This window comes from Pseudomonas sp. JL27(2026) (genome assembly GCF_056933555.1).
In genome coordinates, this window is the sequence record NZ_CM167794.1 from 3,245,778 (window position 1) to 3,272,537 (window position 26,760).

13 protein-coding genes are annotated in these 26,760 nt (G+C 63.5%); all 13 read right to left on the reverse strand.

Annotated elements, in window-relative coordinates; translation table 11 throughout:
• Window positions 1-85: 85 nt before the first annotated feature.
• Window positions 86-1,042: a peptidylprolyl isomerase gene (locus AC1Z1G_RS14770; RefSeq protein WP_483620816.1), complete on the reverse strand. Its 957-nt coding sequence runs from the start codon at window positions 1,040-1,042 to the stop codon at window positions 86-88.
• On the reverse strand, window positions 1,039-1,527 hold the full coding sequence (locus tag AC1Z1G_RS14775; RefSeq protein WP_483620817.1) for a YbjN domain-containing protein: 489 nt from the start codon (window positions 1,525-1,527) through the stop codon (window positions 1,039-1,041). Before AC1Z1G_RS14775 ends, AC1Z1G_RS14770 begins: the two co-directional genes overlap by 4 nt.
• Window positions 1,528-1,547: 20 nt before the next feature.
• Window positions 1,548-2,192, reverse strand: coding sequence for a DNA repair protein (locus tag AC1Z1G_RS14780; protein WP_483620818.1), 645 nt, complete (start codon window positions 2,190-2,192; stop codon window positions 1,548-1,550).
• A gap of 18 nt (window positions 2,193-2,210) precedes the next feature.
• On the reverse strand, window positions 2,211-3,902 hold the full coding sequence (locus tag AC1Z1G_RS14785) for a putative porin (RefSeq protein WP_483620819.1): 1,692 nt from the start codon (window positions 3,900-3,902) through the stop codon (window positions 2,211-2,213).
• A 41-nt stretch (window positions 3,903-3,943) separates the two neighbouring features.
• Window positions 3,944-4,648 (reverse strand): energy transducer TonB, encoded by a 705-nt coding sequence (locus AC1Z1G_RS14790; RefSeq protein WP_483620820.1) that lies wholly within the window; start codon window positions 4,646-4,648, stop codon window positions 3,944-3,946.
• Window positions 4,649-4,650: 2 nt separating this feature from the next.
• The gene (locus AC1Z1G_RS14795; RefSeq protein ID WP_282317374.1) at window positions 4,651-5,076 is read right to left on the reverse strand and encodes an ExbD/TolR family protein; all 426 of its coding nucleotides are present in this window, start codon (window positions 5,074-5,076) and stop codon (window positions 4,651-4,653) included.
• Between the two features lie 11 nt (window positions 5,077-5,087).
• Window positions 5,088-6,902: a DUF2341 domain-containing protein gene (locus tag AC1Z1G_RS14800; RefSeq protein WP_483620821.1), complete on the reverse strand. Its 1,815-nt coding sequence runs from the start codon at window positions 6,900-6,902 to the stop codon at window positions 5,088-5,090.
• An 18-nt stretch (window positions 6,903-6,920) separates the two neighbouring features.
• Window positions 6,921-8,534, reverse strand: a complete 1,614-nt coding sequence (locus tag AC1Z1G_RS14805; RefSeq protein WP_483620822.1) for a ShlB/FhaC/HecB family hemolysin secretion/activation protein — start codon at window positions 8,532-8,534, stop codon at window positions 6,921-6,923.
• Window positions 8,535-8,611: 77 nt separating this feature from the next.
• The gene (locus AC1Z1G_RS14810; protein ID WP_483620823.1) at window positions 8,612-9,223 is read right to left on the reverse strand and encodes a transposase; all 612 of its coding nucleotides are present in this window, start codon (window positions 9,221-9,223) and stop codon (window positions 8,612-8,614) included.
• 699 nt (window positions 9,224-9,922) lie between these two features.
• Window positions 9,923-22,276, reverse strand: coding sequence for a filamentous haemagglutinin family protein (locus AC1Z1G_RS14815; protein WP_483620824.1), 12,354 nt, complete (start codon window positions 22,274-22,276; stop codon window positions 9,923-9,925).
• Window positions 22,277-22,531: 255 nt separating this feature from the next.
• A complete protein-coding gene (locus AC1Z1G_RS14820; RefSeq protein WP_483620825.1) occupies window positions 22,532-23,713 on the reverse strand; it encodes a substrate-binding domain-containing protein in 1,182 nt (393 codons plus the stop codon).
• A gap of 409 nt (window positions 23,714-24,122) precedes the next feature.
• Window positions 24,123-25,334: a type II secretion system inner membrane protein GspF gene (gspF, locus tag AC1Z1G_RS14825; protein WP_483620826.1), complete on the reverse strand. Its 1,212-nt coding sequence runs from the start codon at window positions 25,332-25,334 to the stop codon at window positions 24,123-24,125.
• Window positions 25,334-26,752, reverse strand: coding sequence for a type II secretion system ATPase GspE (gspE, locus tag AC1Z1G_RS14830; protein ID WP_483620827.1), 1,419 nt, complete (start codon window positions 26,750-26,752; stop codon window positions 25,334-25,336). The genes gspF and gspE overlap by 1 nt, the downstream gene beginning before the upstream one ends.
• Window positions 26,753-26,760: the final 8 nt, after the last annotated feature.

Genomic DNA, 26,760 nt, shown 5'->3' on the forward strand with positions numbered 1-26,760 from the left:
ACCCGGATCGCCGCACTGCGCTTGCAGGAGCGGGCGGTGTGGCGGGCCGGGGTGCTTGCGATGGCGTTGTTTGAATCCCCGTAAACTACAGTTTTTCCTCCAGCACTTTGTTCAACTGCGCCCCATCAATACTCAAGGTCGCGGTATTGAGCATGCCTTCCAGATAGGCCTTGGCGATCTGTTCCTGACGCTGGGCACGCAAGGCCTGGGTCAGGCGATCGCGCAATTCGTCCAGCGTGGCCACGCGCGCCGGTTGGTGCTCGGTGAGCTTGATCACATGGAACCCCGCCGCGCTCTGCACCGGATCGGCCACCGCGCCGACCTTCAACCGCGCCACGGCCACCCGCACTTCCGGCACCAGTTGCTGCAAGGGTTGCAACCCGGTGTCCCCACCGCGTTGCGCGCTGCCCTGATCCTGTGAGTACTCAGCGACCAGCGCCGTGAACTCGGTGGACGACATGCCTTGGGCCTTTTTGCTCAGGTCCAGCGCTTGCTTTCGCACTGCGTCGAGGTTTTGCGGGTCAGGTGCGGCAAGGAAGATCTGGCTGACGCGGTACAACGCCGGGGTCATCCAGGTCGACTTCCCGGCGTCATAAGCCTGCTGCAACTCGGCTTCGCTCGGGTAGCCGGCCGGGACCTGACTGACCGACTGCAAGTAATCGCGGAACACAATCTGTTCGGTGGCCGCACGGGTTTGCAACACGACGTCCGGGCGCTGCGCCCAACCTTGGGCATCAGCCTGTTCGAGCACGGCTTTTTGCGCCAGGCGCGTGCGGATCCAGCTATCCAGTGCCGGGCGGTCGCCGCGCAACTGCTCACGGGATTCGGCCGGCAACGCGGCGAACAGCGCCTTGAGCTCATCGGGTGCGATGAGCTGGTTGCCCAGTCGCGCCACAGCCTCGCCCTCGGCACCCACCTTGAGCGGTGTCTGCGCAGGCGTTTGTGCGGCCACCGGGTCAACGCCTGAGCGCACGCCCAGGCCGACCGCGATCACCAGCAAGGCCAGCACACCCGCGCTGGCCACGAGGGTGTGTTTTCTCACAGGCTCTGCACCTCTTCCTGAGGCGCGGGTTCGGTTTTTTCAGCCTGAGCCTGCAACTGCGCGGCGTGCTGGCTGTAATCACGCAGGTAAACGATGAACTCCTGAAGCAAACGGTCCCACAGTTCCAGGTTGCTGCGCAGGTGATCGACGCTGACACCGGCGGCCAGCACCACGTCCATTTCCATCACCAGGAACTCACCTTGCACTGACAACCGGGCAAACCGGCGCGACGCGTTCCACAATTCCGCCAGCCCTGCCGGCAGTTCACCTTGAACACGCAGGGCGCAACTGAAGGTGAAGTCGACAAAACTGCCCTGATCCGTCGCCGGGTTACCGAAACGCACGGCGTAACCGATGCCCTGGCTGGCGCTGAGCAGTTGCACAATGCCGTTCTGTTCGGTCTGGTTGACCCGGTACCCGGCGCCTTGCAGGACGTCGGTCAGGGACTGAGGGCTAACGCTGGCGATCAGTTGTGCTTGAGTCATGGTTGATTCTTCCTTGGTCATCAATGAGCCGCTGCCTGAGGGGCATCGAACTGAGTCTTGTACAAATCGTCGCCAAAGCCCTGGGCCAGTTCCTCGAACCTGACCCGGGCACTGCCGGCGAACGGTTGGCGAATCTTCATGACTTCGCTCACGTCGATTTTTTCGTAGGCCTGGAGAATCTCCTTGGCCACACCGTACATCTGCTGATTCTTGACCGAACATTGCTGCACTTGTGTGTCACGTTCGGCCAATTGCGCCTGAAGCTTAGACCGTTCTGCCTCTTTGCCACGGGCCATGACCAACAGCTCGTCATAGGCCTGTTTGAACTTGCCGATCTGCTCGCTGCTGGCGGCGGCCTGTGCCTGGGCGCGGCTTTGCAGGCTGTCCTGCTGACCGGCCAACTGTTCCGCCAGGGCCTTGGCCTTGGCCAGCTCCGCCGTCAATTGCTTGATCTGCGTTTGAGACGCCTTGGCCTGATTCTCGGCGGCGATCCGCGCAGCGCTGGCCTGGGCCTGTTCACTTTGCAGCGCTTGCAGTTGCGCGGTGGTGCTGCGCAGTTGCGTGCGCAGACGTTCTTCCATGCCTTCGGCCGACACGCCACTGGCGAAACACACACCGACGGCCAACAACATGTACGTCCAGCGGGCCTGGGCTCGCATGTTCATGACGGTTCTCCCGGCGCCTTAGAAGCGCGTGTTGATTTCAAGCTGCAAGACATCGATGTCGAACGGCGCGCCATACACCGCTTCGGAACTCAGCCAGCGGCCGGTCGCGAAGACGTTCTTGGCCAGCCCATAGTTGCCGCCCATGAAGTAACCCTTGGCGTTGGTGCCGCCGAGGTGGAACGAGGAATCGTTGAAGCCGTCCGGCAAGGCATCCGGCTGGATGTACTTGTAGCCGGCGAAGAAGTTCCAGTCGCCCTGCTTCTTCAACTCCAGGCTGTTGCCCAGGGTGAACTGGACCATCCAGGCATTGGCGCCGCTCTTGATGTTGCCGTCGCTGTCGAGGTTGTTGACGATCTGGCCTTCGGACCGCTTGCGCATGTCGCCTTCGTCGTAGCCCAGGTTGTGGATGTAGTTGCCCTGGCTGCGCAACTTGAAGTCTTCCGGCAGGTCGGCGTCCCAGACCAGGTTCAGGTCCAGCAGGTTGAACTCGGAGGCCAGGCCGACAAATTGCGGCTGCGGCGTGGTTTTCGGGTTAAGCGGGTTCGGCGTGATGTCGCGCAGCAGGAACACGCTGTTGCCCTTCTGCATGAATGCCACGCGGCTGCCGTCGGTGTCGCAGCCCGGCGCACCGGCCCAGGGTTGGCAAGGGCTGGAGCGCTGGCCTTCGATGTCGTCGAAACGGTAATAGGCCAACGCACCCTTGAGACGGTTACTGCTGTTGAGCGCCCAGTTGGCGCCGATCTGCGCGCCGTACAGCCACTTGTTGTCGCTGTCTTCCTTGTCGGTGCCGTTGCTGGTGGACGTGTCGTTGGTGTACTCCACCGGGAACGCACCGACGGTGCCGAACACGCCCCAGTTCTGGCTGAGTGCATGGTTGAAGGTCGCGGCCACACCGTCGAAATTCAGGTCGTTGGAATAGAGCATGTCGGTGGAATAGAACGGGTTGGCGATCCGTCCACCGGTCAGGGTCAACTCCTCGGACGGCTTCCAGGTCAGGTAACCCTGATCGAGCCAGATGTCTTTCTTGCCAAAGCCTCCGCCCAGGGTCTGGGTGGTCGATACCGGGTTGTTGTCAGAGCCGGTGCCGATGCGGATGCCCGCTGACCACTCGGGCGCAATCACCGCTTTCATGCCCAGGCGAGCGCGCAGGCGGAACAGGTTTTCCCGGTCTTCACGGGTGTTGAGCAACGGCGGCAGGCTGGAACTGCTGTTCGGGTTGACGTCGTAAGGGCCTTTGTCGTTGAGCTTGGCGAAGTCGACGATATGGTTGCTGTTGCTGCCCGAGTAGTAGCGCGACTCGTCACGCAGGCGGATATCGCCATCGAAACTGATGCGCGACACCCAGTCCGGGAAGGTGTTGGGCTGCGCCCAGTTTTCCTGTTTGGCGGTGGCCATGACCTCAGCCTTGACCTGGTCACGAATCTGCTCGCGAACAATGTTCGGTACGTACTGCACGCGCACATCCCCCGGCGCGGCGGCCGGGCCTGCGGCCACGGCGGTGGCAGCCTGACGCGCCTGCACCGCCTCCTTTTCTGCCTGCGCGATCAGGCCATCGGCCTGGTCCTGCTTGAGCACGCCTTGCTGCACCAGCAAGCGGATCAGATTGATCGTGGCGTTTTCCGAGGGCGCAGGCGCTGCCGCCGCGTGCCCGACCAGGGTCGCTATGACCATGCCGACCGCCAGGGACAATCGATTCACGTTGGAAATCATCTGCACACAACTCCTTTTGGCAAAACTGCAAAATGTGTCGGTTAACCCGCACGTCGCCCTTGCAGGGACAGGCGCACGGGTAAAGTCATGGAGGCCGGTGGCCGTTCCTGTAGATTCGGTGCGGCGCGCAATGCGGCGAGTACCTGGGCGTCGACCTCGGGGTTGCCGCTGGACTTCACCAGCTCGACCCGGGTGATCTCGCCGACACTGCTCAGCCAGACATCGGCCTGCAGTGAAAACGCCAGGTTGCGCAGGTCCGGGTTCTCTCGCAGCAAGCGCTGAAACGTGAACGCCAGAAACTGGCTGTACGTGCCATTGCCCAGGCGTCCGCCTCCGGCGCCGGCCATGCCGCCGCCCTTGCCAGCGCCGATGTTGAAGGCGTCGTTGCCGGACTGGGCATCGCCGTCCATCTGCATCGGGTTGGCCAGGTCGTCGACCGGGCTCGGCGGGGCCTCCTCTTCAGGCTTGACCTCCTCGGGTTCGGGCGTTGGCTCGGGCTCGACCACCTTCTCTTCGACTTTCGGCTCTGGCTCCTTGGGTTTCTCGGGCGGCGGCGGAGGTGGCGGTGGCAATGGAATAATCGTCGGCACCTTCGGCGCTTCGCGGCGCACGCCACTCATGTCGTGGGCCCACTGCCAGAGCAGCCAGGCTGCACCGGCGCCGAGCAGCAGCCCGGCGCCCCATTTCACGAAACGCATCGGTGACTTCTTCACCGGTAGCGGGTTGATCGGCTGGTGTGCGGTCATGGTCAGCCCTGGCTCGGTTTGCCGGTGACGAGACCGACCTGGGACAGTTCCAGGCGTCGCAGCAAGTCCAGCACCTCGATCACCTTCTGGTACTGCACCGTCGCATCACCGCGCACGATCACCGGGAAGTCCGGGCTCTGGGCCTTTTCGATGCGCAGGCGGTCTTCAAGCTCTGCCAGGGTCACCGGGTAGGCGTCGAGAAAGACCTGCCCGCCGTCATTGACCGAAATCGCCTTGGTCTTGGCTTCGGACAGTGACACCGAGGCGCTGGCCTTGGGCAGGTTGATCTGGATCCCGGACACCTGGGCAGTGGCGGTGAGGATGAACATCACCAGCACCACCATCAGCACGTCGACCAGCGGTGTGATGTTGATGCTGTCGACCGCCGCGTCATCGTCATCGTCGTGGGAAGCGTTCACTGAAGCCATGGTCGTTCCCCTCAGGCCGGCACGGTTGAATTGAGGTGATTGCCCCGCTGGTGCGCGGCCTCACTGAACTGGCTTTCGCCGTGCATCTCCGCCAACCGGGTAATGAACTCGTCGACAAACACCCGCATGTCGGCGCTGACTTCCTTGTTGCGGGTGATCAGCCGGTTGTAGCCAAACAGCGCGGGGATCGCGACGAACAGGCCCATGGCGGTGGCCAGCAGCGCGGCCGCCATCCCCGGCGCGATGGCGTTGATGTTCACGTCGCCCGCCATCGCAGTGCCGAGGAACACCACCATAATCCCCAGGACCGTACCGAGCAGGCCGATGTACGGACCACCGGCAATGGCATTGGACAAGGTCGAGAGTTTCGAACTCAGTTGCTGGTTTTCGCGGGTGCGCACACCGTCCATGGAACAGCGAATAGCTTCGATGGTCGCCGCCGACACCGAGGATGTGTCAGCGCCCTGCTCGCGGCGGGTGCGGATTTCCTTGACCGCCACCAGGTACAGGCGCCACAGCGAGGAATGTGTCAGGCGCTGGGCCAGTTCCTGATCGTCGGCAAACATCTCAAGACGCGTACCGACCTTGGCGAATTGCTCGCGGAACACTTCGTTGGCCGCACTGAGGCGGCTGACCATGCGGTTCTTGCGGATCATGATGACCCATGACTGGAACATCATCAGCACCAGCACCGCGATGATCACCCAGGCGTCGATGGGCACCGCGTTAAGCAGAAAGCCCAGGCTGCCGAAACCGAACCCTGACTGTTCTTCGTCGACACCGTAGGCCACCAGTTTCGACTCGGCGCCCTGGGATGAAGCATCGGCCAGCAGCAGCGCGGCCGCACGCGCGACCTTGGACAGGCGCAGTTCATCCATCGCGCCATGGAACGGCTGATAACTGCTGAGGGTGCCTTCGGTGACCGGCAGGTCGGCGCCAATGGCCATGACCGAATTGAACGCAGGGATTGCCGCTGCGAGGCTGGCCGCTTCACGACCGTTGACGAACAACACCACGTTGCTGCCTTCAGCGGTCAAGGCCAGGTGTTGCCACTGGCCAGGGTTCAGCGGCTGGGTCGACACCACGCGCTGGCCGTCGATTTCCACGAACGGCAGTCCTTGCTTGAGGCCGATCAACAGGCTGTTGGTCCCTTCCCGACGGGCCAGCAACATCTGCTCGCCGGTAGCCTGATCGAGCCGCAGCCAGGCGCTGAAGGTGAAGGCGCTGCCAGCGTTGTGTTGCAACGAAGGGCTGGCCGGCAGCAACAGAGGCTGACCGCTGAACTGCAAGGCATGCCCGATCACCCCATCGATGCTCGCGCCGGTGGCGCTTTGGGCAGTGTTGCCGTAGGCCGTGGTGTCACGGGCCGGTGTGCCGTTGGCACCATCGAAGTGATAGAGCGCGGTGTAATTGGGGTCGAACGTCAACTGACCGTTGCCGGTGGCCGAGGCCTTCTGGTTGCCGTAGTACATCCAGATGTCCTGACGCTGGCCGCCTTCAACCTTTGGCACATCGACCCAGATCAGCGCCATGCCCATCAGCGGGTCGAAGCTTTCGATCTGGTGGTTGAGCACGGTTTTGTCGTCCGCGGCGACGAAACGCAGGTCCGCCCCGTCCTCCTTGACCCCGTCAAAGGTGAAGTTGCCGGTGTGCAGGCGCACCAGCAATGCGGTGCGCCCCAGGGCTTCGTTGATCGCCGCGCCCTGAGGCGTGGTGTCGACCGAAATCTGTTTGCGGTAATGCCAGTCGTCCTGCCACCAGGCCTGGGCAGTGGCCGGGAGCACGAAGCCCAGGCAGATCAACACAGCAATGAATAGGCGTTGCATGACAAATACTCCGTAGGTTCAAAACGTCGCTTGCAGGTTGAAATGCAGGCGCGATTCCTGCTTCGAGGTGTTCGGCCCATCCAGCAGCGGATAGCCCCAATCCAGGCTGCCGGACAGCCACTTGCTCAAACTCGCGCGGGTGCCCAGGCCGACACTTGCCAGGCTGTAATCAGCCTCCTGATCGGGTAGCTCATCGCGCAGGGACAACCGCGCACCTTCGGCAAAGGCGTAGAAGCGCCACTCGTTGACGTAGGTGCCCAGGTACTTGGCCAGCGAAGGCGTGCGCAGTTCCTGGGAGATCAGCAAGCCGTCATCCCCCGTGCGCTCGGCGGCCAGGTAACCGCGCACCGACGTTGCACCCCCGGCGGAGAACTGCTCGTTGGAAACCAATGGCCCGGAGGCCAACTGGAAGGCGGTTTTTGAGGCGGTTTGCCAATCGTTGGCGAAGGTGAAGGTGTAATTCAGGTCGCCCTTGAGCACGGCAAAACTAGGGTTGGCGCGGTAGCGTTTGTAGTCGAAGTCTTCGTCGGAACTGCCATAGCCAAACAGGCTTCGGGTGCCCGCCACCAGGCTCAGGCCCAGCCCCAACTGGGAGCTTTCGGTGTAGCGAAAACCGTTGTAGGCGAAGGTGAACGGCGCGTATTTGAGCGGCACCGTGTCGCGTTCACCGCCCAGGGTCAGTTGTTCCTTGAAGTCCTTGAAGTCCACGCCGAGCGAAAACGAGTTCGCCCAGCTACCGGTCGCCGGCAGGCTGTAGATCGCCGAAATCCCGTAGGAGTGGCCCTTGCCCAAGACATTGCTGCCACCGATGGTCGCAACATTGCTGTCGGACTGGTAACCGGCCAGTTGCACGGTCCAGCGCTCGCTCAACGGTGCGCTGTAGGAACCGGACCAGACTTTGGCGTTATCGGTGTCCTGCGGCGCTGTGAAGTAGGTCAGCGAAATGCTGTGGCCCAACTGCCAAAGGTTGTTGTAGCCCAGCGTGGTCACGGTCCGCAGTTTCTCGGTGTCGGCGCTGTAGTCGTTATTCAGGCCGATGCTCGCCTGCCAGGGGTTCTGGTCTTGCACCTGCAAATCGACGTCCATGGTGCCCGGCCGCTGGCCTTCGCGTACCAGCGGCATGACCTGACGCCCCGGGGTCTTGTTGAGGCTGGCGAGTTCGCCCTGGACCTTGCTGAAGTCCGGCACTTCACCTTCCTTGAGCGCCGGAACCTCTTCGCGGATGTCCAGCGGCGAGTAGTGTTTGGCACCGACCACCCGGACCCGACCGACCTTGGTTTCACTGACCTGCAGGTAGACGATGCCGTCCTCGACCTTCTGCTCCGGCAACTCGACGAACACCGACTGATAGCCGCGCGCCTGATAGACCTTCTGCAACGCCTCGCGGGCGCCTTCGATGTCACTCAAGGCTTTTTGCGGGCCGAGAAACGGGTACACCGCTTCCTCGATCGCCCGCGCATCGAGCACGGTGTTGCCGCGCACGAAGTACTCGTTCACATCCACCAACTTCGCCGGGGGCGCAACCTCCTCGGCCATCACCGGCTGCACCAGCATCGCCGACACCAGCCAGCCGCACGCCGGCAGCCAGCGTGCGGTTCGATGCGCTCGCCCGGTTTTAAAATAATGCTCCACACCACCCCCTGAATTCGAAAAGACTGCATGCCGCGTGTTCGAAACCACCGTCGCTGTCTGTACAGCGTTTGGCGCGCTCAATTACTGCTGGTCGATGTGGTGGCGTGCTTGGCCAGCCAGCTGTGCAGCAGCGCAAAGTTCAGGGAGAACTCAGGCATTTGCAGCAAAGCCCCGCAGAACACTTCACCGATGATTTTCTGGATCAACTGCACCGCCCGCGGGTTGTTCAGCAAGGTGGTGATGGCGTTGTTCAGGACGCTGAAGCTCCAGACTTTCTGGTTCAGGTCCAGGCCGACGAACCAGCGAAACAGCAGGTTGTAATTGAGCTGTTCATAGAGCTGCTGCTCACTGGGCACCGAATAGAGCAGTTGCAGCAGCAGGATGTGCATGACGGTTTGCGGCGCAATCAGCATGCCGGGCTCGGCTGCGAGGCCTTGCAACAGGTCACGGTGCTCATCGAGCAAGTCGTCGATTTGCGGACGCAACAACACCAGCGAATGCCCCGGCGGGATGTAGCTGGACACCTCCTTGAGAGCCCCCTGCCAATCGTCCTGAGACACAATCCAGACCCACGGCGCGCCATAGCGATAGACCGACACCGGCTTCTTGCGCGCCGCTTCGACGATCTTCGACAAACGTTGGTCGAGCTCCTGCATGCCTACTTTCGAGTAACGTTCCATAGTCCCCATTGCCTCACTCCTGGCGTGCTGCTCGCGCCCGGGAAAGTGGCCAACCGGCCGCCCCAGCGCTTCACCTCTCCAAGACAGGACTGGCCATGGGCTACCGAACTTTTGTCATAAAAGCTTCATTTCAAAAGCAGGAGGTGTAGCCCGGACACGGACATGGGCGTTGCTGTTGCCGTTGCTTTGGATTTGGCTTTTGATCCACCCGCCCCTTCGGAAGGCCGAGTGGAGGTGTTCAGCAGGGGGTTGGCGCGCAGCGCCGTACGGCGTAGCCGGACACATCGAGAGGAGGTCGTCGCGAAGCAGACCGTAGGCGATGCCCCCTGATGGACACCGGAGCGAGGGAACGCCGAGCCTTGGCGAGGTGCCGTACGCTTGGGGCGAGCGTTTTTTTGCTTACTTTTTTTTGGCGCTTGTAAAAAAAGTGAGTCGCCGTAAGGGCGAAACCGCCAGTGGCCGTTACCGAAGGAATGGATATGTACATCTGCAAGAGATTGGTTGGTTGTCAGGCCGTCTTCGCGAGCAAGCCCGCTCCCACATTTTGGACGGTGGACATCTGCGAGAAATGGGTCGGCTGTCAGGCCGCCTTCGTCGGATCGCCGCCCGGAGCAAGCTCGCCCAGTTGATTGAGTGAGTGGGTGTAGGGATCGTGGGCAAAAAAAAGGTGGCCTGATCGGCCACCCCAAAGGTTTACAACGAGAGAACTTATAACGTCAGGTTGCCCCGCTCTTCTTCCGTCAACTGCTGGCGCGCCTGCTCAGTGAGTTCACCCGCCCCCAACACCTGTACCGGACTCTGCGGGTTGTAACCCGACACCGGCGCACGGCTCGCACCGTCACGGGACGGCACCAATTGCTCCTGACCAAAACTCAACACCTGCACGGTGAACACCGACGGCTGATTCTGCCGCTGGGCCGCCTGCTGCTGACGCGCCACATCCTCGGCGGCCTGGGTCGCCGAGGTCGCCGCCGAACTGGCCGAGGCAATCGCCCCGGTATTGACCGACGCCACCACCGGCACACCCGACGACTTGCCCTGGGTCTGGATATTCGCCGCGTTCACCACGTGCAACGCGGCGATGTTCACGTTCCCCGAGACACGGATCCCCGCCTCGCCAGCATCAATGGTGCCCAATGGTGCGATCAGGTCGATGTCGCCAGGCGTCACCTCGGCAATCGGATTCAAGGTCGCGATCCCTGCCCCGGTGCTCGGCACCGAAGGCGACAGCGTGACGTTGCCCCACGTGTCATAGGCGCGTTTGGGCGGAGTGTAGACCACCGTGGTTTTCGAGCCGCGCCCGGCGTTGATGTCACCGCCCGCCGACCAACCCATGATCGAACCACCGAACGTGGTCATGATCCGGCTCTGGCCCAGCAGGATGCTGCCCTGCGAGTACAACTGGATGTCCCCGGAGCCTTGGGTGATAACCCCCGCCGTGGACGGTGGTGCATTGCCTTCGACGCCAAAAATCTGTTGTCCACCGGGGGTGAGCACCTGGATGTCGCCGCCGAAATCGGTATGGACCCCGGACCCGCCGTACAACGTGACGTCGCCGTCGTAGCGAATGCTGTTGCCCGCCACATCCTTGCTCGGGAACAGCGCGGCAATCGCCTCGCGGCCCCGCACATAACTGCCGCTACGTGCGCCGCCCACGGTGTTGTACTCACGGCCACCGGCCTTGAGTTCGGCGAAGTAGATTTTCCTGGCAAACACGTTCTGTTGTTCGGCCGGCAATCCTGCGAAGAACGCCGAGGCCTGTGCCTCGCCACCCCGATAGCCAAACCGCTCGAGCAACCACTGATTGAGTTCGACACTGTAGTTTTTCAGTGCCGCGCCCGGTTGCAGGTAACGCGCCAGCAGCCCTTTGTAGTTCGGGCCTTGAGCACCGGCCCCCGCAATCAAGGTAATCGAAGCCCCACCGTCGCGAACCACCGCCCCCGGATCGACATTGCCGATGCTGTTGAAGGCACTTTCCTGATACACCTGCCCGACACCGGGGCCCGAGCCATACAGATTGCGGCCGGCGCTGACCTCCAGCAAACCCGGCCCGGCGACGTTGAATGTACTGAGGCGAATGTCCCGACCGGCCGACACCACCGAAATATCATCAGGGCGGCTATGAACGATCAGGTTGCCGGTAGAGTGGCCCTCCGCTATTCCATTCACACCAGTGGGCACGAAGGTAAAGGTGTCCAGCGGCGTACCGGCATTGACGATGTCACGGCCGGCCATCACCCGCAGCGGGCCACTGCCTTCGTATCGGACTTCGTTGCCATTGGTGGGGTAGCGCAGGATTTCCCCGGTGCGCAAGCCGACAATGTCGCCGTTGACCGCGTAGAACCGCACCGGCTCGCGCTCGGCGTAATGCTGGTTGCTGAAGGTATTGGCCGCAAAGCTGAACAACGGAAACTCACTCGGTGAAAACTGCAGGCCATTGCCGTAGTTGGCGTAGAGCGGCTGGACCATTGCCCCGCGATACCCTGCAAAGGCTGGGCGAAGGGGGCTGGACATCGCCGCTGGGTCGGCGCCGGACTGGGTCACCGCATAGCCCCCGGCATAAATGGAATCACCGGCAATCAGTTGCAGTTGGCCGGTGGCCGACGGCGCGGTTATCAGCGAAACCGGGGTCGACGGCCCCGTTGCCGCCAAGGCGGAAGCGCCGTAATACAGACTGCCGTTCGGTGCGGTGGCCCGCAGGATCGACGGATAGACAAAACGTCCGCCGCTTGAAACAGCATTCGCATCGCCCTGGATTTCGGTCGCGACGATGGGGGTCAGGTTGCCGCCGGCACTGAACAGGTCGATGGCTGTGTTCGTGGTCCATAACGAGAACTGGCTCAACCCGCCACCGTCACGCAGGATGCCGTCACGGTCAGTGAAACCGGTCGAGTTCTGCATCACCACCCGCCCGGGATCGCCGACACCCTGCAACACCAGGTCGCCACGGCTGTCGAGGCTCACGCCGGCATCCCCCGGCATCACAATCAACCCGCCCTGCGCTGCCGCTTTTGTGGCCACGTACACGTCGTAGGCACGGGATTCTTGATTGTCCTGCAAGGGCGCAAAGCCGCCATACATCAGTTTCAAGGCACCGACCGAGCCGGCCTCAAGCTTCAATGCGCCCCGTGTATTGATCAGCGCCCCGTTGAGGTCGGCCGCCGCACTGGTCAGCAGCCGTGCGGTTTGCGACGGGTTGAATCCGCCGCCGACCTGTACGTTCAAGTCACCGCCACCGGTCTGCACCAGGCTGCCATCACGCGTCACCCGTCCACTGCTGCCTACAGCCAGCACCAACCCCTGACTGCGTTCGGCCACCGCTCCCGGAGCGGTCTGCTGCTCGCTCAACAATCCGGCGTCACCCGCCACATTGACACTCAGATTGCCGCCACCCAGCGTGCCGATGCCGGTGAACCCGACCAACACCGGGGCGGTGGCCGCCGACGACGGTTGCAAGGCAAAAGTGCCGTAGTTGATCCACCAGGCCGTCGGGATCTGCGCGTCCGGGTTGGCCGTCACACCCGTCCCCTGACGCCACAACCAGCCGCCCACCCCGGACGACGTTTCGCCCACGGAAAACGTGGTATTCATCGCCTGGGCGTTTCGCCTGGAATCGCCTTGCAGGTCACCGCCCACTACCAACCGCACGTTCCCGCCCTGCTCGGGGTACCAGGCTTTGTGAGCAGCACCCACGGTCAAGGACTCATAAGCGCTGCCGTCCGGCCCCAGCACGGTGCCATCAGGCAAGCGCCCGCGAGCCTGCTGGTAAGGATCATTGGCACCCGGTGCCAGCGACGCCGACTGTGTGCCCGCGGTGTATACGCCATACAGCGATTGCATGCGCAAATCACCGGCGCTGAGCAGGTCGAGATCCCCGGTGCCGGTGCGCAACACACTGAACAGTTGGCCTTGCGGGGTGACAGTGGTGGTTGGCGGTCTTGGCGGCTCCGGGTCAACAACGGCGACACAGGAATCGGGGAAGATGTCGCACCAGAACAGCTCATCCGGCGAGACCGGCGTGCCTTCCGGGTATTGAAGGTAGTTGTCCGGCCCCCAGACAAACCCGGTGCCCGGCGTCACGCCCGGCGTCGTTACGCGCTTGGCCATGTAATGCCCGTCGGCCAGTTGCAGGTTGCCGTTCTCGGCGTGGGGACGCGTCAGGCGCGTATCGGCCGCCGTGGTGTCGGCACCCGCCACCAGCCGCATCGACCACGACTGCGAGCCGTCCGGGAGTAACGCCGCCAGCGCCCAGTTGCGCCCCTGAACCCCGTCGCTGCTCGGGCGCAATTCGATCAGGTCGACGCCCGTCGCCAGTTTGACGTCGGTGCCCACCGCAATCAGCGCACCCACGCCCAGGGACAATACGCCGCGCTGGGTCAACCCGACGGAGGGCAACGCCACGCCTTTGGGCCAGGTGGCATCCTGGACCGTCATCGGCACGGACAGCCGACTGCCGGCATCCAGTTGCGTGCCGACCGGCAGCATGATGCCTTGGCTCAGTATCGTTCCGGCGGCGAACAGCAGATGACCGCTGCCATCATGAATCGCCGCGTGCAGCAGTGTCCCGGCCGGCAGGTTCAATGCCGCATCGAGGCTCAACGTCGTCGGCAGTTCAGTGCCCGCCGGCAAACTCAGCGCCTTGAACGGCACCGCATAGTTCAAGACTTTGCCACCTGGATACAGCGTGTCTTCAGCCAACTCGACGCCGCTGCCCGGCACAATCAGGTCATCACCGAACGGCTGTTTTCCAGGTAGCAGCAACCAGCCATTGCCATCGGTGCGCTGAGTCGGATCGCCCGTCTCGGGCGGAGCGAAACCATCGGTGATGCTGCCGTAGATGTTCAGGTTGCCACCGGCACGCAGCACCAGATTGCCCGACTCGCCGGAGCCGTAAACCGACGTCTTTTGCGTGTGCGGGTTGAGGCTGGCGTAGCGATAGCTGGACAAGTCGAGATCGCCCTGCACCACCATGTCGCCGTCCGGGGTCTTGCTGACAATGTCCACGCCGGGGCGCAGGTGGAACGCATCGGCGTAGGTGGCGTTGTTCAGCCCGGCCAGTTTGCCGTGCAGCAATGTATCGTTGGTCAGCGCGGCGTTGATGAACGCCTGGCTGTCCGCGTGTTTGCCGTCCAGATAAGTCTTATCGATCACCTGATACGGCCGCCCGCTAGTGGCTGGCGTGGTGCCGTCGGGCGCATCGGTATAACGCGCGGTGCCGTTGAGGGCGATCGAACGTGCACCCTGAATGTTCAGGCTGCCGCTGGCATCGATGGCGATGTCGCCATACCTCGGGTCATCGGCCCGCAAGCGTGGTGCGTTGAGTTCCAGGGTGCCCCTAGGCTTGCCGTCGTTTTGCCCGGCCGCACTGCCGATAGCCGCCGCCGTGCCATGGCGCAGGTCGAAACGCGCACCACTGGCGAGGGTCAACTGGCCGTCGCCGGCGGTGAGTTCGATCACGGCCCGGTTCGGGCTGTCGATGATTTTGCCGTAGCTGTCGACCCGCAGTCGGGTCCCGTGGGTGTCGAGCAGTGCGCTGGCGCCAATGGTCAGGCCATGCTTGCCCGCCAGGCGAATACTGCCGACCCGCTCACCGCTGGCATCGACCGTGCCGACCACACTCAGGCTGCCGCCATCCACTGAAACGTTGATGTCGTTGGCCTTGAGTTCGTTGCCGATCACCAGGTCGCCCTGCTTGATCTGGAAGCTGCGCGAGCCAAACACCTGATCGCGGGTCAGACGCTGGTTCAGTGCAGCAAAGTCACCCAACCGTTGCCCACGCAGATCTACCGCACCGCCCGCGTACGGCACCAACGTGCCACCGGCGTTGTAAGCGCCGCTGGCCGCACCGAGGATATGACCTTGCAGGTCGATGTGCCCAGCACCGGCGTCCAGAGCGATGGCAGTCAACAGACCCGCGCGATTGTTGCGGGCACTGAGGTCGATAGTCGACCCGGCTGCCTGCCGGATGTTGCCGCTGCGGCTGTCGAGGATCAGGTCACCGCCCCAGCTGTACTTGCGCACATCGTTGAGGACTTGTTCACGCCCGGCCAGATCGATCAGCGCGCCGTCACCCAGCACCACGTCGCCACTGGCCGCCAGGGTCAACTTGCCGCTGGGCAACCGCACCGTGCTGCCCAGCAACAGGCTGCGACCTTCCAGCGCCAGTTCCGCGCCCAATGCCCCGTTGCTGCCCGGCGCCGCGACACGACCCGGCACGCCGGCCACGGTGATGGCGCCACCGGCCTTGATCCGGTTGATGGAGCCGGCTTCACCGGTCCACAGCGGCGTATTGACCAACAGGTCGCCGCCCGAATAGCCATAGCCGCTGCCACTGACGTATTCACCCCGCGACTGATAAACGTTCAGCGCACCTTTGTGGTTGGCGCTGATTCGCTGATTGGCGTTCAGGCTGACCTGGGCAAACCCCAGCGTCAGGCGTTGCAGGGTGTCGACGTTGTTCGGCTGGGTGCTCGGGCCATAGCCGAACTCCAGCACATCGGTCTGGATATCCAGCAGGCCGCTGCCGGTACCCGGCCCACCGCCGATGGGCGCACCGGCCGGGGTCGCGGCGCCATTCCAGACCAGCGTGCCGGTGCGGATGCTCGCCCGGTCCCCGGTGGCACCGTAACCGTAGATCGCCGGAGTGCCGAGCACCAGCCGTTGCAGGCTGGACTTTCCGGTCACCGGGTCAAGGGTACTGAGTTCGGCATTTTCATAGAAATTGACCGAGTCACGCACATTGAACACCAGATTTTCAAGCGCGGGGGCACCCTTGAGCGTGTCGCCGCGCAACAGCCGGTTCAGGACCTGTTGATTGAGCGTGAGCCCTTGAGGCAGGGCGTTTCGCCCGTGTGCGGCGACCAGTGATTGCTCGGAGCCGATGTTGATTGAGCCGACCGCCAGAGCCAGGTTGCGCGTGCCGAAACGTACTGATTCATCAAGGCTGAAGGTGTTGTCGGTGGCCGCTGTAATCGTCCCCCCGGAGTACAACTCGGTCGTGCCGCTGCACACCGGCAACGAGCACAGCCCGATGCGAATCGAACCCGGGCCCGAGGTCCCGTTTGTGGCCACGGAGGGCGGGAGCATGTCCAGCCAACCGTTGGAGACCGCCAACAGACTGTTGGCACCGGGGTCATACACATAGCCGCTTTGCGAATCGAAAGGAGCCTTGCCCTGCCCCAGGGTATTGATGCTCGCGCCCTGCTCGATGACGATCCCGCCTGCCTTGACGTTGGTCACCAGGAACACTTCCCCGGCCTTGAGGCTCGCGCCCTGACGCAGGGCGATGTTGCCGAGCGTGCCGGTGAAGGTCACCTGATTGCCGCCCTGGCCATACAACACGCCCGGCAGCACGCCGATCGACAGCCGAGGCGCCTTCAACCCGTTCAACGCGCTGTCATACAACGAAAGCCCGCTAAAGCCCGGCGTGACAGCCTGCCCGGCCGCCAGCACTTCGAGGTCGTAGCTCGTCGAGAAAATGCCCACGCTGCCGGCCAGCCCGTCCTTGGCCGGGGTGAAGTTCGCCAGCCCGTTGAAGCTCAAGGCACTGGCCGGGTCGCCCGTGCCGGTGAATTTCAGGCGCAGGGTTTTACCGTCGGCCTCGATCATCGGACGCGGCACGCCCTTGAGCGCGGCGTCGGCCTTGGCGAAAGCGGCATACCCGGTTTCGTTGTACTGCGAGTAACGGCGCAGCACCTGGGCCGAAGTCAGGATCACCTGACGCGACAGCGCATCCTCGATCCCGGTGTTGGCAATGGACAAGCCCGCCGAGGTCGCCCAGGAGCCGTTGCGCATCGCCAGGCTGCCAGTCAGTTTCCCGGCGCTGGCCAGCCCGTTGAGCTCAACCCGAAAGGCCCCCGGCAACAGCGCATAGGTCGATGGCAGCAAGGTGTAAGTGCCCGCCGGCAACCCCGGAACCCCGGCATCCAGGGTAATGCGCTGGCCAATCACCGGGTCGCGCACGCCACGCTCACCGGCGGGCGGCGCATAGGCCCGTTGCTCACCCGGAACAATCGCATACACCGGGTTGGTGCCCAGCCCCGGCAGTACAAAACGGCCGTCGGCGCCCACCTGTACCAGCGGATTAAAGCGCGCATCGGTGGAACCGCCACGCCCGGAAATGAACCCCGCACCGGCCAACTCGCCGCCACCGGACAAATCAAGCAGCGCCTGCGGCTGTACGTCGATGCTCTTGGCGGTCATCGAAAGCCCCCTCGAGAGCACGTTGACCGAGGCGCTGCCGCCAACCCCGAGCAATTCCACATCCTTGCCGTTGTAGCGGTACGACAGACCGTCGACAGTGCCGCCATAAGGCAGGTTCAGCCCCGCGCCACTGACCGACGTGACGCTGCCCGGCAACAGGCGCAAGGTCCGGGTGTTCCCGGCATCCACGCCCAGGCTCAGCATGCCCAACGGCGCACGCACCACCCCGCCTTGCAGCAGCGTCCCGGCATCCAGGCTCAGCGAACCGAACACCGAATACGGCTGCGCCGGGAGCACGTGGGTGCTGCGGCCGATGCGCAATGTCGAATCGGCGGTGGTCCGGACCAGCGCCTTGGCGCCCGTGGTCGGGTAGATCTGCGCCGCGAGCAGGCTCAAGTCGGCGTTGCTGTGCAACTGCGTACCGATGGCTTCAACGTTCAGCGGGGAACTGGCGAGCAAGCGCAGATCCCCACGGCTGTTCAACTGCGCCAACGCAAAACCACGCCGGTCGACCGTCAAGGACGGCCGCTGTTTCTGCTCCAGCGTGCCATGGGCGCCGAGGGTCAGCACATCGCGTAGGTCCAGCAGGTCTGCGTCGACCTGCAAGTGCGCAGCACTCTCCTGAACAGACAAGCCACCCTGCACGGTCGGCCGTAACGCGGATTCGAGTCCGCCCCTGGCGGTTGCCCCGGCCAGGCGCACATAAGGCGCGGCCAGCGACACCCGGCTGTTGCCCGCCGAGGTGTCGGCCAGCGCCAGGGAGCCGGCATAGAGCTGCAAACTTTGCCCCAGGTTCAGTGAAACATCGCCGTCGAAGGACAGAATGCCGTTACTCAGCAAGGTCAGGTTATCGAAGCCACCGGCAGCGACTTTGCCGACGTCCAGACGCGCCTTGCCATAAGTGAGCCCGGCGTCCGTCGAGACCATGTCCGGCCCCTGGCCGAGGACCAATTCACGCGGCAAACGCACCTTGTCGTCCACAGTGGCCGTCAGGTACTGCGGGGTTTCCAATGCCACCGACAGGCTGCCACCCGCCGCCCCTTTGCCACCGGCTGCGGCCATCAAGGTACCGTTGAGCACCAGGCCATTGTTGGAACTCACGGCAATGCTGCCGCCCGCACTGGCGATACGCGTCGGGCCCTGACCACGCACATCCAGCTCGGCCTGATTGCCGTTGGCCAGCAACCGCGCGCCCTGCTCCAGCACCACGAACAGGTCCGGCGCCGTGGCCGTGCCATTGCTGTGATCGACGCTGCCGCCGACCACGATGCTGCCGCCGTCAGCCACTTGGCCGTAGCGTCGGCCCTGGGCGTCAACCGCCGTGACCGCACGGGCCGACACATCCAGCAAGGCATGCTCGCCCAAACGGATCGAACGCTGATGCGGCGCTTCATCGACCGCTTGCCCCAGACGCACGCCCACGGGCTGGATCTCGCTCAGGACAATTCGGCCGCCCCAGGCATCAAGCTGCCCGTCAACCGTCAGTTGGCCGATGCTGCCGATACTCAGGGAGCGCCCCGGATCGACACTGATCCGCGCCCCTTTGCCGATCACCGCCGCAACGCTCTGGCGTTCAGCCGCGCTCGACAGTTCGGTCCCGGCGCGCAGGCTCAGGTCCGCGCCTTTGCGCGGGCTCAGCAGCCCCTTGACCGGATCCTCCGAATAGAGCGGCGGCGTCCACACCTGCAACACCGACTGTGGATCAACGCCGCTGACGCTGCTCTGAGCGTTGTCGGCGAAACGATAGACCGGCAGCGTCACGTCCACCTGAGTGCCGTCCGCAACGATCAGACCTTCGTTGCCGGTGATGTCATAGGCTGAAAAACCCTTGGCAAAAAAATCGCCGCCCAACACCACCCGGCCGGGTTCAGCCACCTGCGGATGATCGCTGATCAGCACCTTCCCGGCCTGCACGTTCAGGGTGCCCCCACCGTCGACACCGTAGCCACGGATTTCGCCGTCGATCACCAACGCACCGGCAGCCCCGGTTCTGTTGGCATTCGCCGCCAGCGTCAGGTCACCACCCTTCCCACCTCTTTGCTTGCCGTCCGCCAGCAGCGCCGCACCCGACGACACGTCCACACGGCTGCCGGCCGCCAGCGTTGCATCGCCGCTGCTGCGCAGGGAAATGCTGCCGCCATTGAGGAACGCCAGGCCTGCGCTGTCGTTCGGGTTGTGCTGCAAGTTGCTCCACACGCCACGAGTATCAAGGGTGACACCCTGGCCCACGCTGACCATGGCACGCTTGCCCGGCGCGGCCTCAAGCGTGGTGTCCTCAGCCCGCAAGTTGCCGCTCATCTGGTTCAGCACGTTGCCGAGTTGCAGGCTGCCGCCGCGTGCGGTCAGGTTGGCCGCGACCTCGATGTGCGGCCCGAACAGCGTGATGTTGCCCGCCGGGGCGACGTGCAGATCGCCGTCGACTTTAATGCTGTCGCTCGCCGCAATTTTGATCGCGCCGAGGTTGAAGCCATTGAGCCGGTCACTGTTGAGGTACAACGCCCCCTGACGGTCTTCGGTCACGGCGTCGCTCAGGTTCAGACCGGCCGCAAGGTCGCGCACGTCGTGGCCGAGCACCACATGCTTCAGCGTATTGGCGGTGGCCCCCAGGCTGTACTGCAAGGTGCCGCTGCTTTTGACGAAGTACGGCACGTAGCTGCCGACCACCAACTGCCCGGCGCGGGCCACGGCGTTCTGCGACTGGTTATAGCCATCCAGGCCCACTTGCGCACGCTGCACCTGACGGTCGCCCTGGAACGTATCGCCGACAATCTGCCCCTCCAGCACGGCGTTGCGAGTGCCGATCACCAGGCTGCCCGCATCGCGGCCGACGCTGTAGCCACTCTCGAAACGTTCACGCGGAGCAATCAGCGGGTTGTAGTAGAACGCCGTCTGCCCCCAACGCTGGCTGTGATCTTCATAGCCCTGGTAGAGGCCGGTGTAGAGGATGTCGCCCGGTGCGCGGGACAACTCATACAAACGACCATCGTTACCCTTGAGCCAGCTCTGTTTCACCGTGCCCGCCTGCACGTCGAGGGTGCCGCCGGAAACGTTGATCTGCGAGCCCTGCCGGGTCACCACATCGTTGCCGGAAAAATTCACGCTGCCGCCCTGGGCCATCCACTCGCCGATGCTGTGGTTGCGCGTGCCCAGGTAACCGCTGACCTCCAGCAAACCGCCCGCGGTGTACCAACGGTCGGTGGCGTAGCCGTTGGTGCCGGCAGGGACGAACACCAGCTCACGGGTATCGACCCACACGTCCTTGCTGTTCAGCCCGCCTTTCTCACGGTTGCCCGAGGCGTCGCGCTGCTCATTGCCCTGGATGTTGACCTTGACGCTGTTGGACTCCATCGCGACCTTCACGCCGACTGCACCGGACACGTCGATCACCGCACCGTCGCGCACCAGACTGCGCTGACCGGCGCGCACGCCAACCTGACCACCAGTGGCCAGGGTCATCGAGCCGCTCTGGAAGTCCACCGTGCCGGCACTGTTGATCGCAATCAGCGACTGGTCGCGGCGGTAGCTGTCGCCCAGCGACACATCCCCGACACCGGGCGCCACAGGCGCCATCAGGCCGGTACGCTGGCTGTCCAGCGCTCCACTGCTGTCGAGCAGAATCGCGCTGGTGCTGCCTTCGCCCAGCGTCACACTTGCGCTGGCGTTCAGGTGCACGGTGCCGCGAATGTCCACCGTGGTGCTCGCCAGGGCGACGCCGTTTTGCAGCACGTCATGCCCGGTCAGGCTGATATCACCGAGGGCGGCTTGCAACAAGCCGCTGTTGCTGACCGTACCGGTGCCCGTGGCCGTGACTTCGTTGCCACGGGTGGTCGAGTTGGCATTGCCCTCGGTGCCGTAACCTTTCTTGATCACGAAACTGTCGCCTGCCGCCAGCGCCGCCTGACCCTTGGCGGTGCTGATGGTCCCGGCGTTGCTGACTTCGCTGCCGAGCAGCAACACATAACCACCGCCCGCCGTGGAAGAGGCCGGGGCGTGGGTTTCGATCTTCGCGCCCCGCTCCACCACCACCTTGCCGCCAGCCTGGGTGAAGGTCGGGGCGCCGCCGGGGCTGTAGAGGCCGTTGCTCTTGAACTGGTTGTCATCGAAGGCCGTGGCGGCGGCCACCAGGTTGCGCACGTTGACCTGGCTGCTGCCACTGAACACGATGCCGTTCTGGTTGATGATCAGCACCGTGCCGTTGGCCTTGATCGCACCCTGGATCTGGCTCGGCGCGGTCGAATTGTTGACCCGGTTAAGGGCTGCCCAATCGGCGTTTTGCTGGAACTCGACCGTGGTATTACGCCCGATGTTAAAGGTGTCCCAGTTGAGGATGGCCTTATCGGCGGTCTGCTTGATCGACACCAGGGTCTTGCCGTTGGCGTCGGTCTGCACCGGCCCCTGGGCATTGACAAACGCCGGTTTGCCGTCGGCACCAATCACCAGGTTCAAGCCATTGCCGCCCAGGCCGTTGTGCACGGTTTCAGGCCCCACCATCGCGGCCGCACGCCCTGCCGCCTGCGCCGCTTGCTGCGCGGCAATCGCCGCCACGGTGTTGTTGAGGTGGGTCAGCGAGCGCTGTAACTGCTGATTGGCCCGTTGCTGTTGGGCCAGCGGTGGCGCAGCCCCTGGCACCTGCACATCGGGGCGTGTGGCAGCGCTCGTCTGCGCCGCGCCTTTGGCGGCAAACCAGCTTGCGCCGAACGCAGCGGGCTGCGCCGCCTGAGCGGAGCCCGCCAGCAGCATCAAGGCAATGGTCCGAGCCAACGGCTTGAGATACAGCGAACCCGGTTCAACAGGCAAAGGGACGCAGCCGTGTGCAGTGTCACGAGCCATCGGTTTTGATTTGGTTTTATGCAGACGCATCACTGCTGATCCTTTTCCCATTGCACAGAGTTGACCCACGCAGCCGCCCTCAGGTGGACGCTGCTGATACGTGATAGGCAGTTGAAAGCGCTCGGGACCGAACTGTTGTCATACAAAGTTCATCTGGCCGAATGCCGGATTGAAAACGGCGGCATGCGGGGTGTTCGCGCACAACCGAAAACACCGATAGCGCCGTACTGGCCGCTACCGGTGTAGGTGTCACTGCGCCACATCCTGTGGCTTCAAACACTTGCCTTATGGACGACCTTTACCGTTGCAAACGCTGAGGTTGGCAATGTCCAGGCCGTCGCCGTAGGCGTTGTCCAGGAAGACTTTCTTGATTTCACCCGCCAGGCCGGTTGGCACAGCTGCGGTGCCTGGCAGTACCGAGAAGGCGTGCGCTTTCACGGTCGAGTCCTTGGTGCCGGTGTACAGGCTGGTCAGGAAGTTGCGAACCGCCGTGGCATCAGCCGCGGTGGTGTAGCACTGGCCGACCAGGAAGTTGGTGTAACCCACGATCGGGTACTGGTTGGCACCGACCGGTACAGCGGTGTCGTTCGCGGCGCTGCCGAAAGTCGGCACCCACTTGAGCGGGTTGGCGCGATCAGCGGCAGCCGGCACGGTGGCACTACCGAGTGCGGCGGTGGTGTTGGCCAGGGTTGGCAACGGAGCGGCACCGGCCGCGACAGCCAACTTGCTCACGCGAGCAACCGAGGTATTGCTGATCGGTGCAGGAATGTAGTCAGGGCTGACATAACCGATGGCACCGTCGGTGAGGTTAAGAGGATTGACCACGTCGCCGCTGCCGGCCACGGCTTGCCAGTTGGCAGGCTCGGCACCGATGTTGGCGGTTGTGAACGTGCTGCTGACACCGAACTTGGTGGAGCAAGAGTCATTGAGGAAGCGCGAGAACAGCTCGGTGGTGCCGCTGCTGCCGGAACGGTAGATGACTTTGATCGGCGTGGTGTCGGTAGTGCCCAGAATCGGGCCCCAGGTGGTCACGGTGCCGGAGAAGATGTCGCACAGTTGCGCACCGCTCAGTTGCAGGTTGGTGACGCCGGATTTTTTGTACGGAATGGTGACCGACGTACCGACCGCCGGGATCTGGATCAACTTGCCGAAGGTGGCCGCGTTGGCGATGTTGTAGTTAGCCAGTTCGGTTGCGCTGAGTACCGAGTCGCTACCGGCGAAATCCACTGGGGTGCCGACAGGCTGGTTGATCGAAGCCGCTGCGTTGGTCAGGAAAGCGGTCTTGCCGCCGCCGCTGCCTACGCCGGTGTAGCTGAAGTCAGTCGGCAGCAGACGTGGCAGTGGCGATGCACCGTTGTAGAGTTTTTCCGGCAGCGTTGCACCGCCACCCACAACAGCAGCCATGGATTGGGCAGAGGCCAGTGCGGCAACAGCCAACGAGGCTGCGATCATAGTGCGCTTAAACATGAAGAAGCTCCTTTCGTCGTGTTCGTACGTTGGGTTCAATACTCGTGCGTGACGCCATGGCGCTCGATCCATCGCCTTGATCCAGACGGGTTGTTGGGTGAGGCCATGGGGTAGAAGTTCGCAGTTTCCGGTGACAGATAAAGGAAAAAACCTCGGGAGCCGAAGGCTGATTTCGGGGGGTGAATCTCGGGTGTTCGAGGCGCTTGAGAGAAACATTTGGCGTGGGGTTTTCGGTGCGGGCTTCCTGAGCGGGCTGGAGCGCCCGACGAGTCGTTGATGCGCGGCGACACATGACAGAACGACGAACCCGAGGATGGCGAGGTTTGGACTCGGGTGATGTTCAGATCAAAAAAAAGATTCGGCAGGAGAGTGATCACCCCTTAACCCCTGGAGCCGGGTCGGGCGGCTTTTATTGCACCAGTTGATTGATCTCGATGATCGGCAGCAGCACGGCCATTACAATCACCAACACCACCGCGCCCATGACCACGATCATCAACGGTTCAAGCAGTGCCGTCATGCCCATGGCCCGGCGCTCGATGTCACGGGACAAGGTTTGCGCGGCGCGCTCGAGCATCGGCGGCAGGCAGCCGGTTTTCTCGCCACTGGCGATCAGGTGGATCAACACCGGTGGAAAGACCTTCTCCACCCGCAGCGCCGCCGCCAGGTTGACCCCTTCGCGAACCCGCGCTGTGGCGTCGTTGACACTCAGGCTCAGCCGGTCGTTGGACAGGGTTTGCCGCGCGGCTTCCAGTGCCCGCAACAACGGCACCCCGGCGCCACCGAGAATCGCCAGGGTCGAGGCGAAACGCGCCGTGTTGAGGCCCAGCACAAAACGCCCGATCAGCGGCAGGCGCAAAATCCGGCTGTGCCAGTTGAGCCGCGCCAGCGGGTTGCGCAAATACAGGCGCCAGCCCCAGAAACCGCCGGCCATAACCGCAAAACACAACCCGCCCCAGGTCCGAATGAAATCGCTGGCGTTGAGCATGGCCAGGGTCAGCCCCGGCAGGTCCTGGCGCGCCTGGGAAAACGCGCTGACCACTTGAGGCACCACGTAACTGAGCAGAAAGATCACGATGGCAATCGACACCAACCCCACCACGCCCGGATAAATGAACGCGGTGAGGATCTTGCCCCGCAGGTTGTTGCGTTCCTCGATGTAATCGGCCAGGCGCTCCATGACCTGAGCCAGGTCGCCCGACTCCTCCCCTGCGGCAATCAACGCCCGGTAGATTTCCGGAAAGTCCCTGGGCCGCGCCGCCAGCGCTTCGGCCAGGCGCATGCCACCACGCACATCGGCGCGAACGGCGCTGAGGGTCTGGGCGATGTGCTTGCGCTCGGCCTGTTCCACCGTGGCGCTGAGCGCCGCTTCCAGCGGCAGGCTAGCACCCAGCAGGCTCGCCAGTTGCCGGGTCGCCCAGGCCAGGTCGTTGTCGGAGAGTTTCGGACTGAACAGCCCGGAGCCGTTGCCGGACGATACATTGCTTTCCAGTTGCACCAGCAACGCCGTCAGACCGCGACTGCGCAGCATGCCAAACGCGGCACGCTGGCTGTCGGCTTCCAGGTGCCCGGATTCGATCTTGCCGAGGGCGTCGGCGGCTTCGTAGCGATAGCGATTCATCAGGCGTCCCGTGTCACACGCAGAATTTCTTCAGGGGCGGTGGTGCCGCTGCGCACCCAGCGTTCGCCGTCTTCGCGCATGCTCAACATTCCTGCTTCACGTGCCGCAGCCCGCAATGCCTGCTCACCCGCACCTTCATGAATCAAGGTGCGAATGTCGTCATCGATACAAAACAGCTCGTGAATGCCGGTACGGCCGCTGTAGCCGGTGTGATTGCAAGCCGCACACCCGACCGGCCGCCAGGTTCCGGGGGCCGCGGGGTCCGGTTGCTTGCACTGTGCACAGAGCCGCCGCACCAGCCGCTGCGCCAGCACGCCGAGCATTGAGGAGGCGAGCAAAAATGGCTCGACGCCCATGTCGATCAAGCGGTTGACCGCCGACACCGCATCGTTGGTGTGCAGGGTCGCCAGTACCAGATGCCCGGTGAGCGAGGCTTGCACGGCGATTTGTGCGGTTTCCAGGTCACGGATCTCACCGATCATGATGATGTCCGGGTCCTGCCGCAGAATCGCCCGCAGCGCCAGGGCGAAGGTCATGTCGATCTTGGCGTTGACCTGAATCTGGCTGATCCCCGGCAAATCGTATTCCACCGGGTCTTCAACGGTAAGGATGTTGCTGGTGCTGGCGTCCAGCCGTGCCAGCGCCGCGTAGAGGCTGGTGGTTTTGCCGCTGCCCGTGGGGCCGGTGACCAACACAATGCCGTGGGGCTGACGGATCAAGGTATCGAGTTTGGCCAGCACCTGCGGCTCCATCCCCAAGGTTTCCAGTTGCAAGCGCCCGGCCTGTTTGTCGAGCAAGCGCATCACCACGCGTTCGCCGTGGCCGGTGGGCACCGTCGACACCCGAATGTCGATGGGCCGCCCCGCCACGCGCAGGGCAATGCGGCCGTCCTGGGGCAGGCGTTTTTCAGCAATGTCGAGTTGGGCCATGATCTTGATCCGCGACACGAGTGCCGCGTGCAATGCCTTGCGCGGCGACACCACGTCCCGCAGGGTGCCGTCGACGCGGTAGCGCACCACCGAATGGCTTTCATAGGGTTCGATATGAATGTCGCTGGCCTCGTCCCGCGCTGCCTGGGTCAGCAAGGCGTTGATCATGCGGATCACCGGCGCGCCGTCCTGGGTGTCCAGCAGGTCGGTGATTTCCGGGATGTCCTGCATCAGTCGATCAAGGTCGACCTCGCTTTCCGCCGCGCCGACCACCGCCGCCGCGCTGCCAGTGTCGGCGTAGGCGCTGTTGAGCAACCCGTCGAGTTCTTCTTCGCGTACCTGTTCCAACCGCGCCGGGCCAAACTGACGGCGCACTTCACTGATCGACCAGCCTGGTGTCGAAGGGCAAATACTCAGCACTGCGCCCTCTTCCCCCTGACGCAGGACGATCCGTTGTGCCTTGGCCCAGGCGTAAGGCAAGGCACTCATGCCGAAAG

Bases quoted from the DNA above. Each gene is read 5' to 3' on its own strand.
- AC1Z1G_RS14775 (WP_483620817.1), bottom strand. From the start codon at position 1,527: ATGACTCAAGCACAACTGATCGCCAGCGTTAGCCCTCAGTCCCTGACC.
- AC1Z1G_RS14780 (WP_483620818.1), bottom strand. From the start codon at position 2,192: ATGAACATGCGAGCCCAGGCCCGCTGGACGTACATGTTGTTGGCCGTC.
- AC1Z1G_RS14785 (WP_483620819.1), bottom strand. From the start codon at position 3,902: ATGATTTCCAACGTGAATCGATTGTCCCTGGCGGTCGGCATGGTCATA.
- AC1Z1G_RS14790 (WP_483620820.1), bottom strand. From the start codon at position 4,648: ATGACCGCACACCAGCCGATCAACCCGCTACCGGTGAAGAAGTCACCG.
- AC1Z1G_RS14795 (WP_282317374.1), bottom strand. From the start codon at position 5,076: ATGGCTTCAGTGAACGCTTCCCACGACGATGACGATGACGCGGCGGTC.
- AC1Z1G_RS14800 (WP_483620821.1), bottom strand. From the start codon at position 6,902: ATGCAACGCCTATTCATTGCTGTGTTGATCTGCCTGGGCTTCGTGCTC.
- AC1Z1G_RS14810 (WP_483620823.1), bottom strand. From the start codon at position 9,223: ATGGGGACTATGGAACGTTACTCGAAAGTAGGCATGCAGGAGCTCGAC.
- AC1Z1G_RS14815 (WP_483620824.1), bottom strand. From the start codon at position 22,276: ATGCGTCTGCATAAAACCAAATCAAAACCGATGGCTCGTGACACTGCA.
- AC1Z1G_RS14820 (WP_483620825.1), bottom strand. From the start codon at position 23,713: ATGTTTAAGCGCACTATGATCGCAGCCTCGTTGGCTGTTGCCGCACTG.
- gspF (WP_483620826.1), bottom strand. From the start codon at position 25,334: ATGAATCGCTATCGCTACGAAGCCGCCGACGCCCTCGGCAAGATCGAA.
- gspE (WP_483620827.1), bottom strand. From the start codon at position 26,752: ATGAGTGCCTTGCCTTACGCCTGGGCCAAGGCACAACGGATCGTCCTG.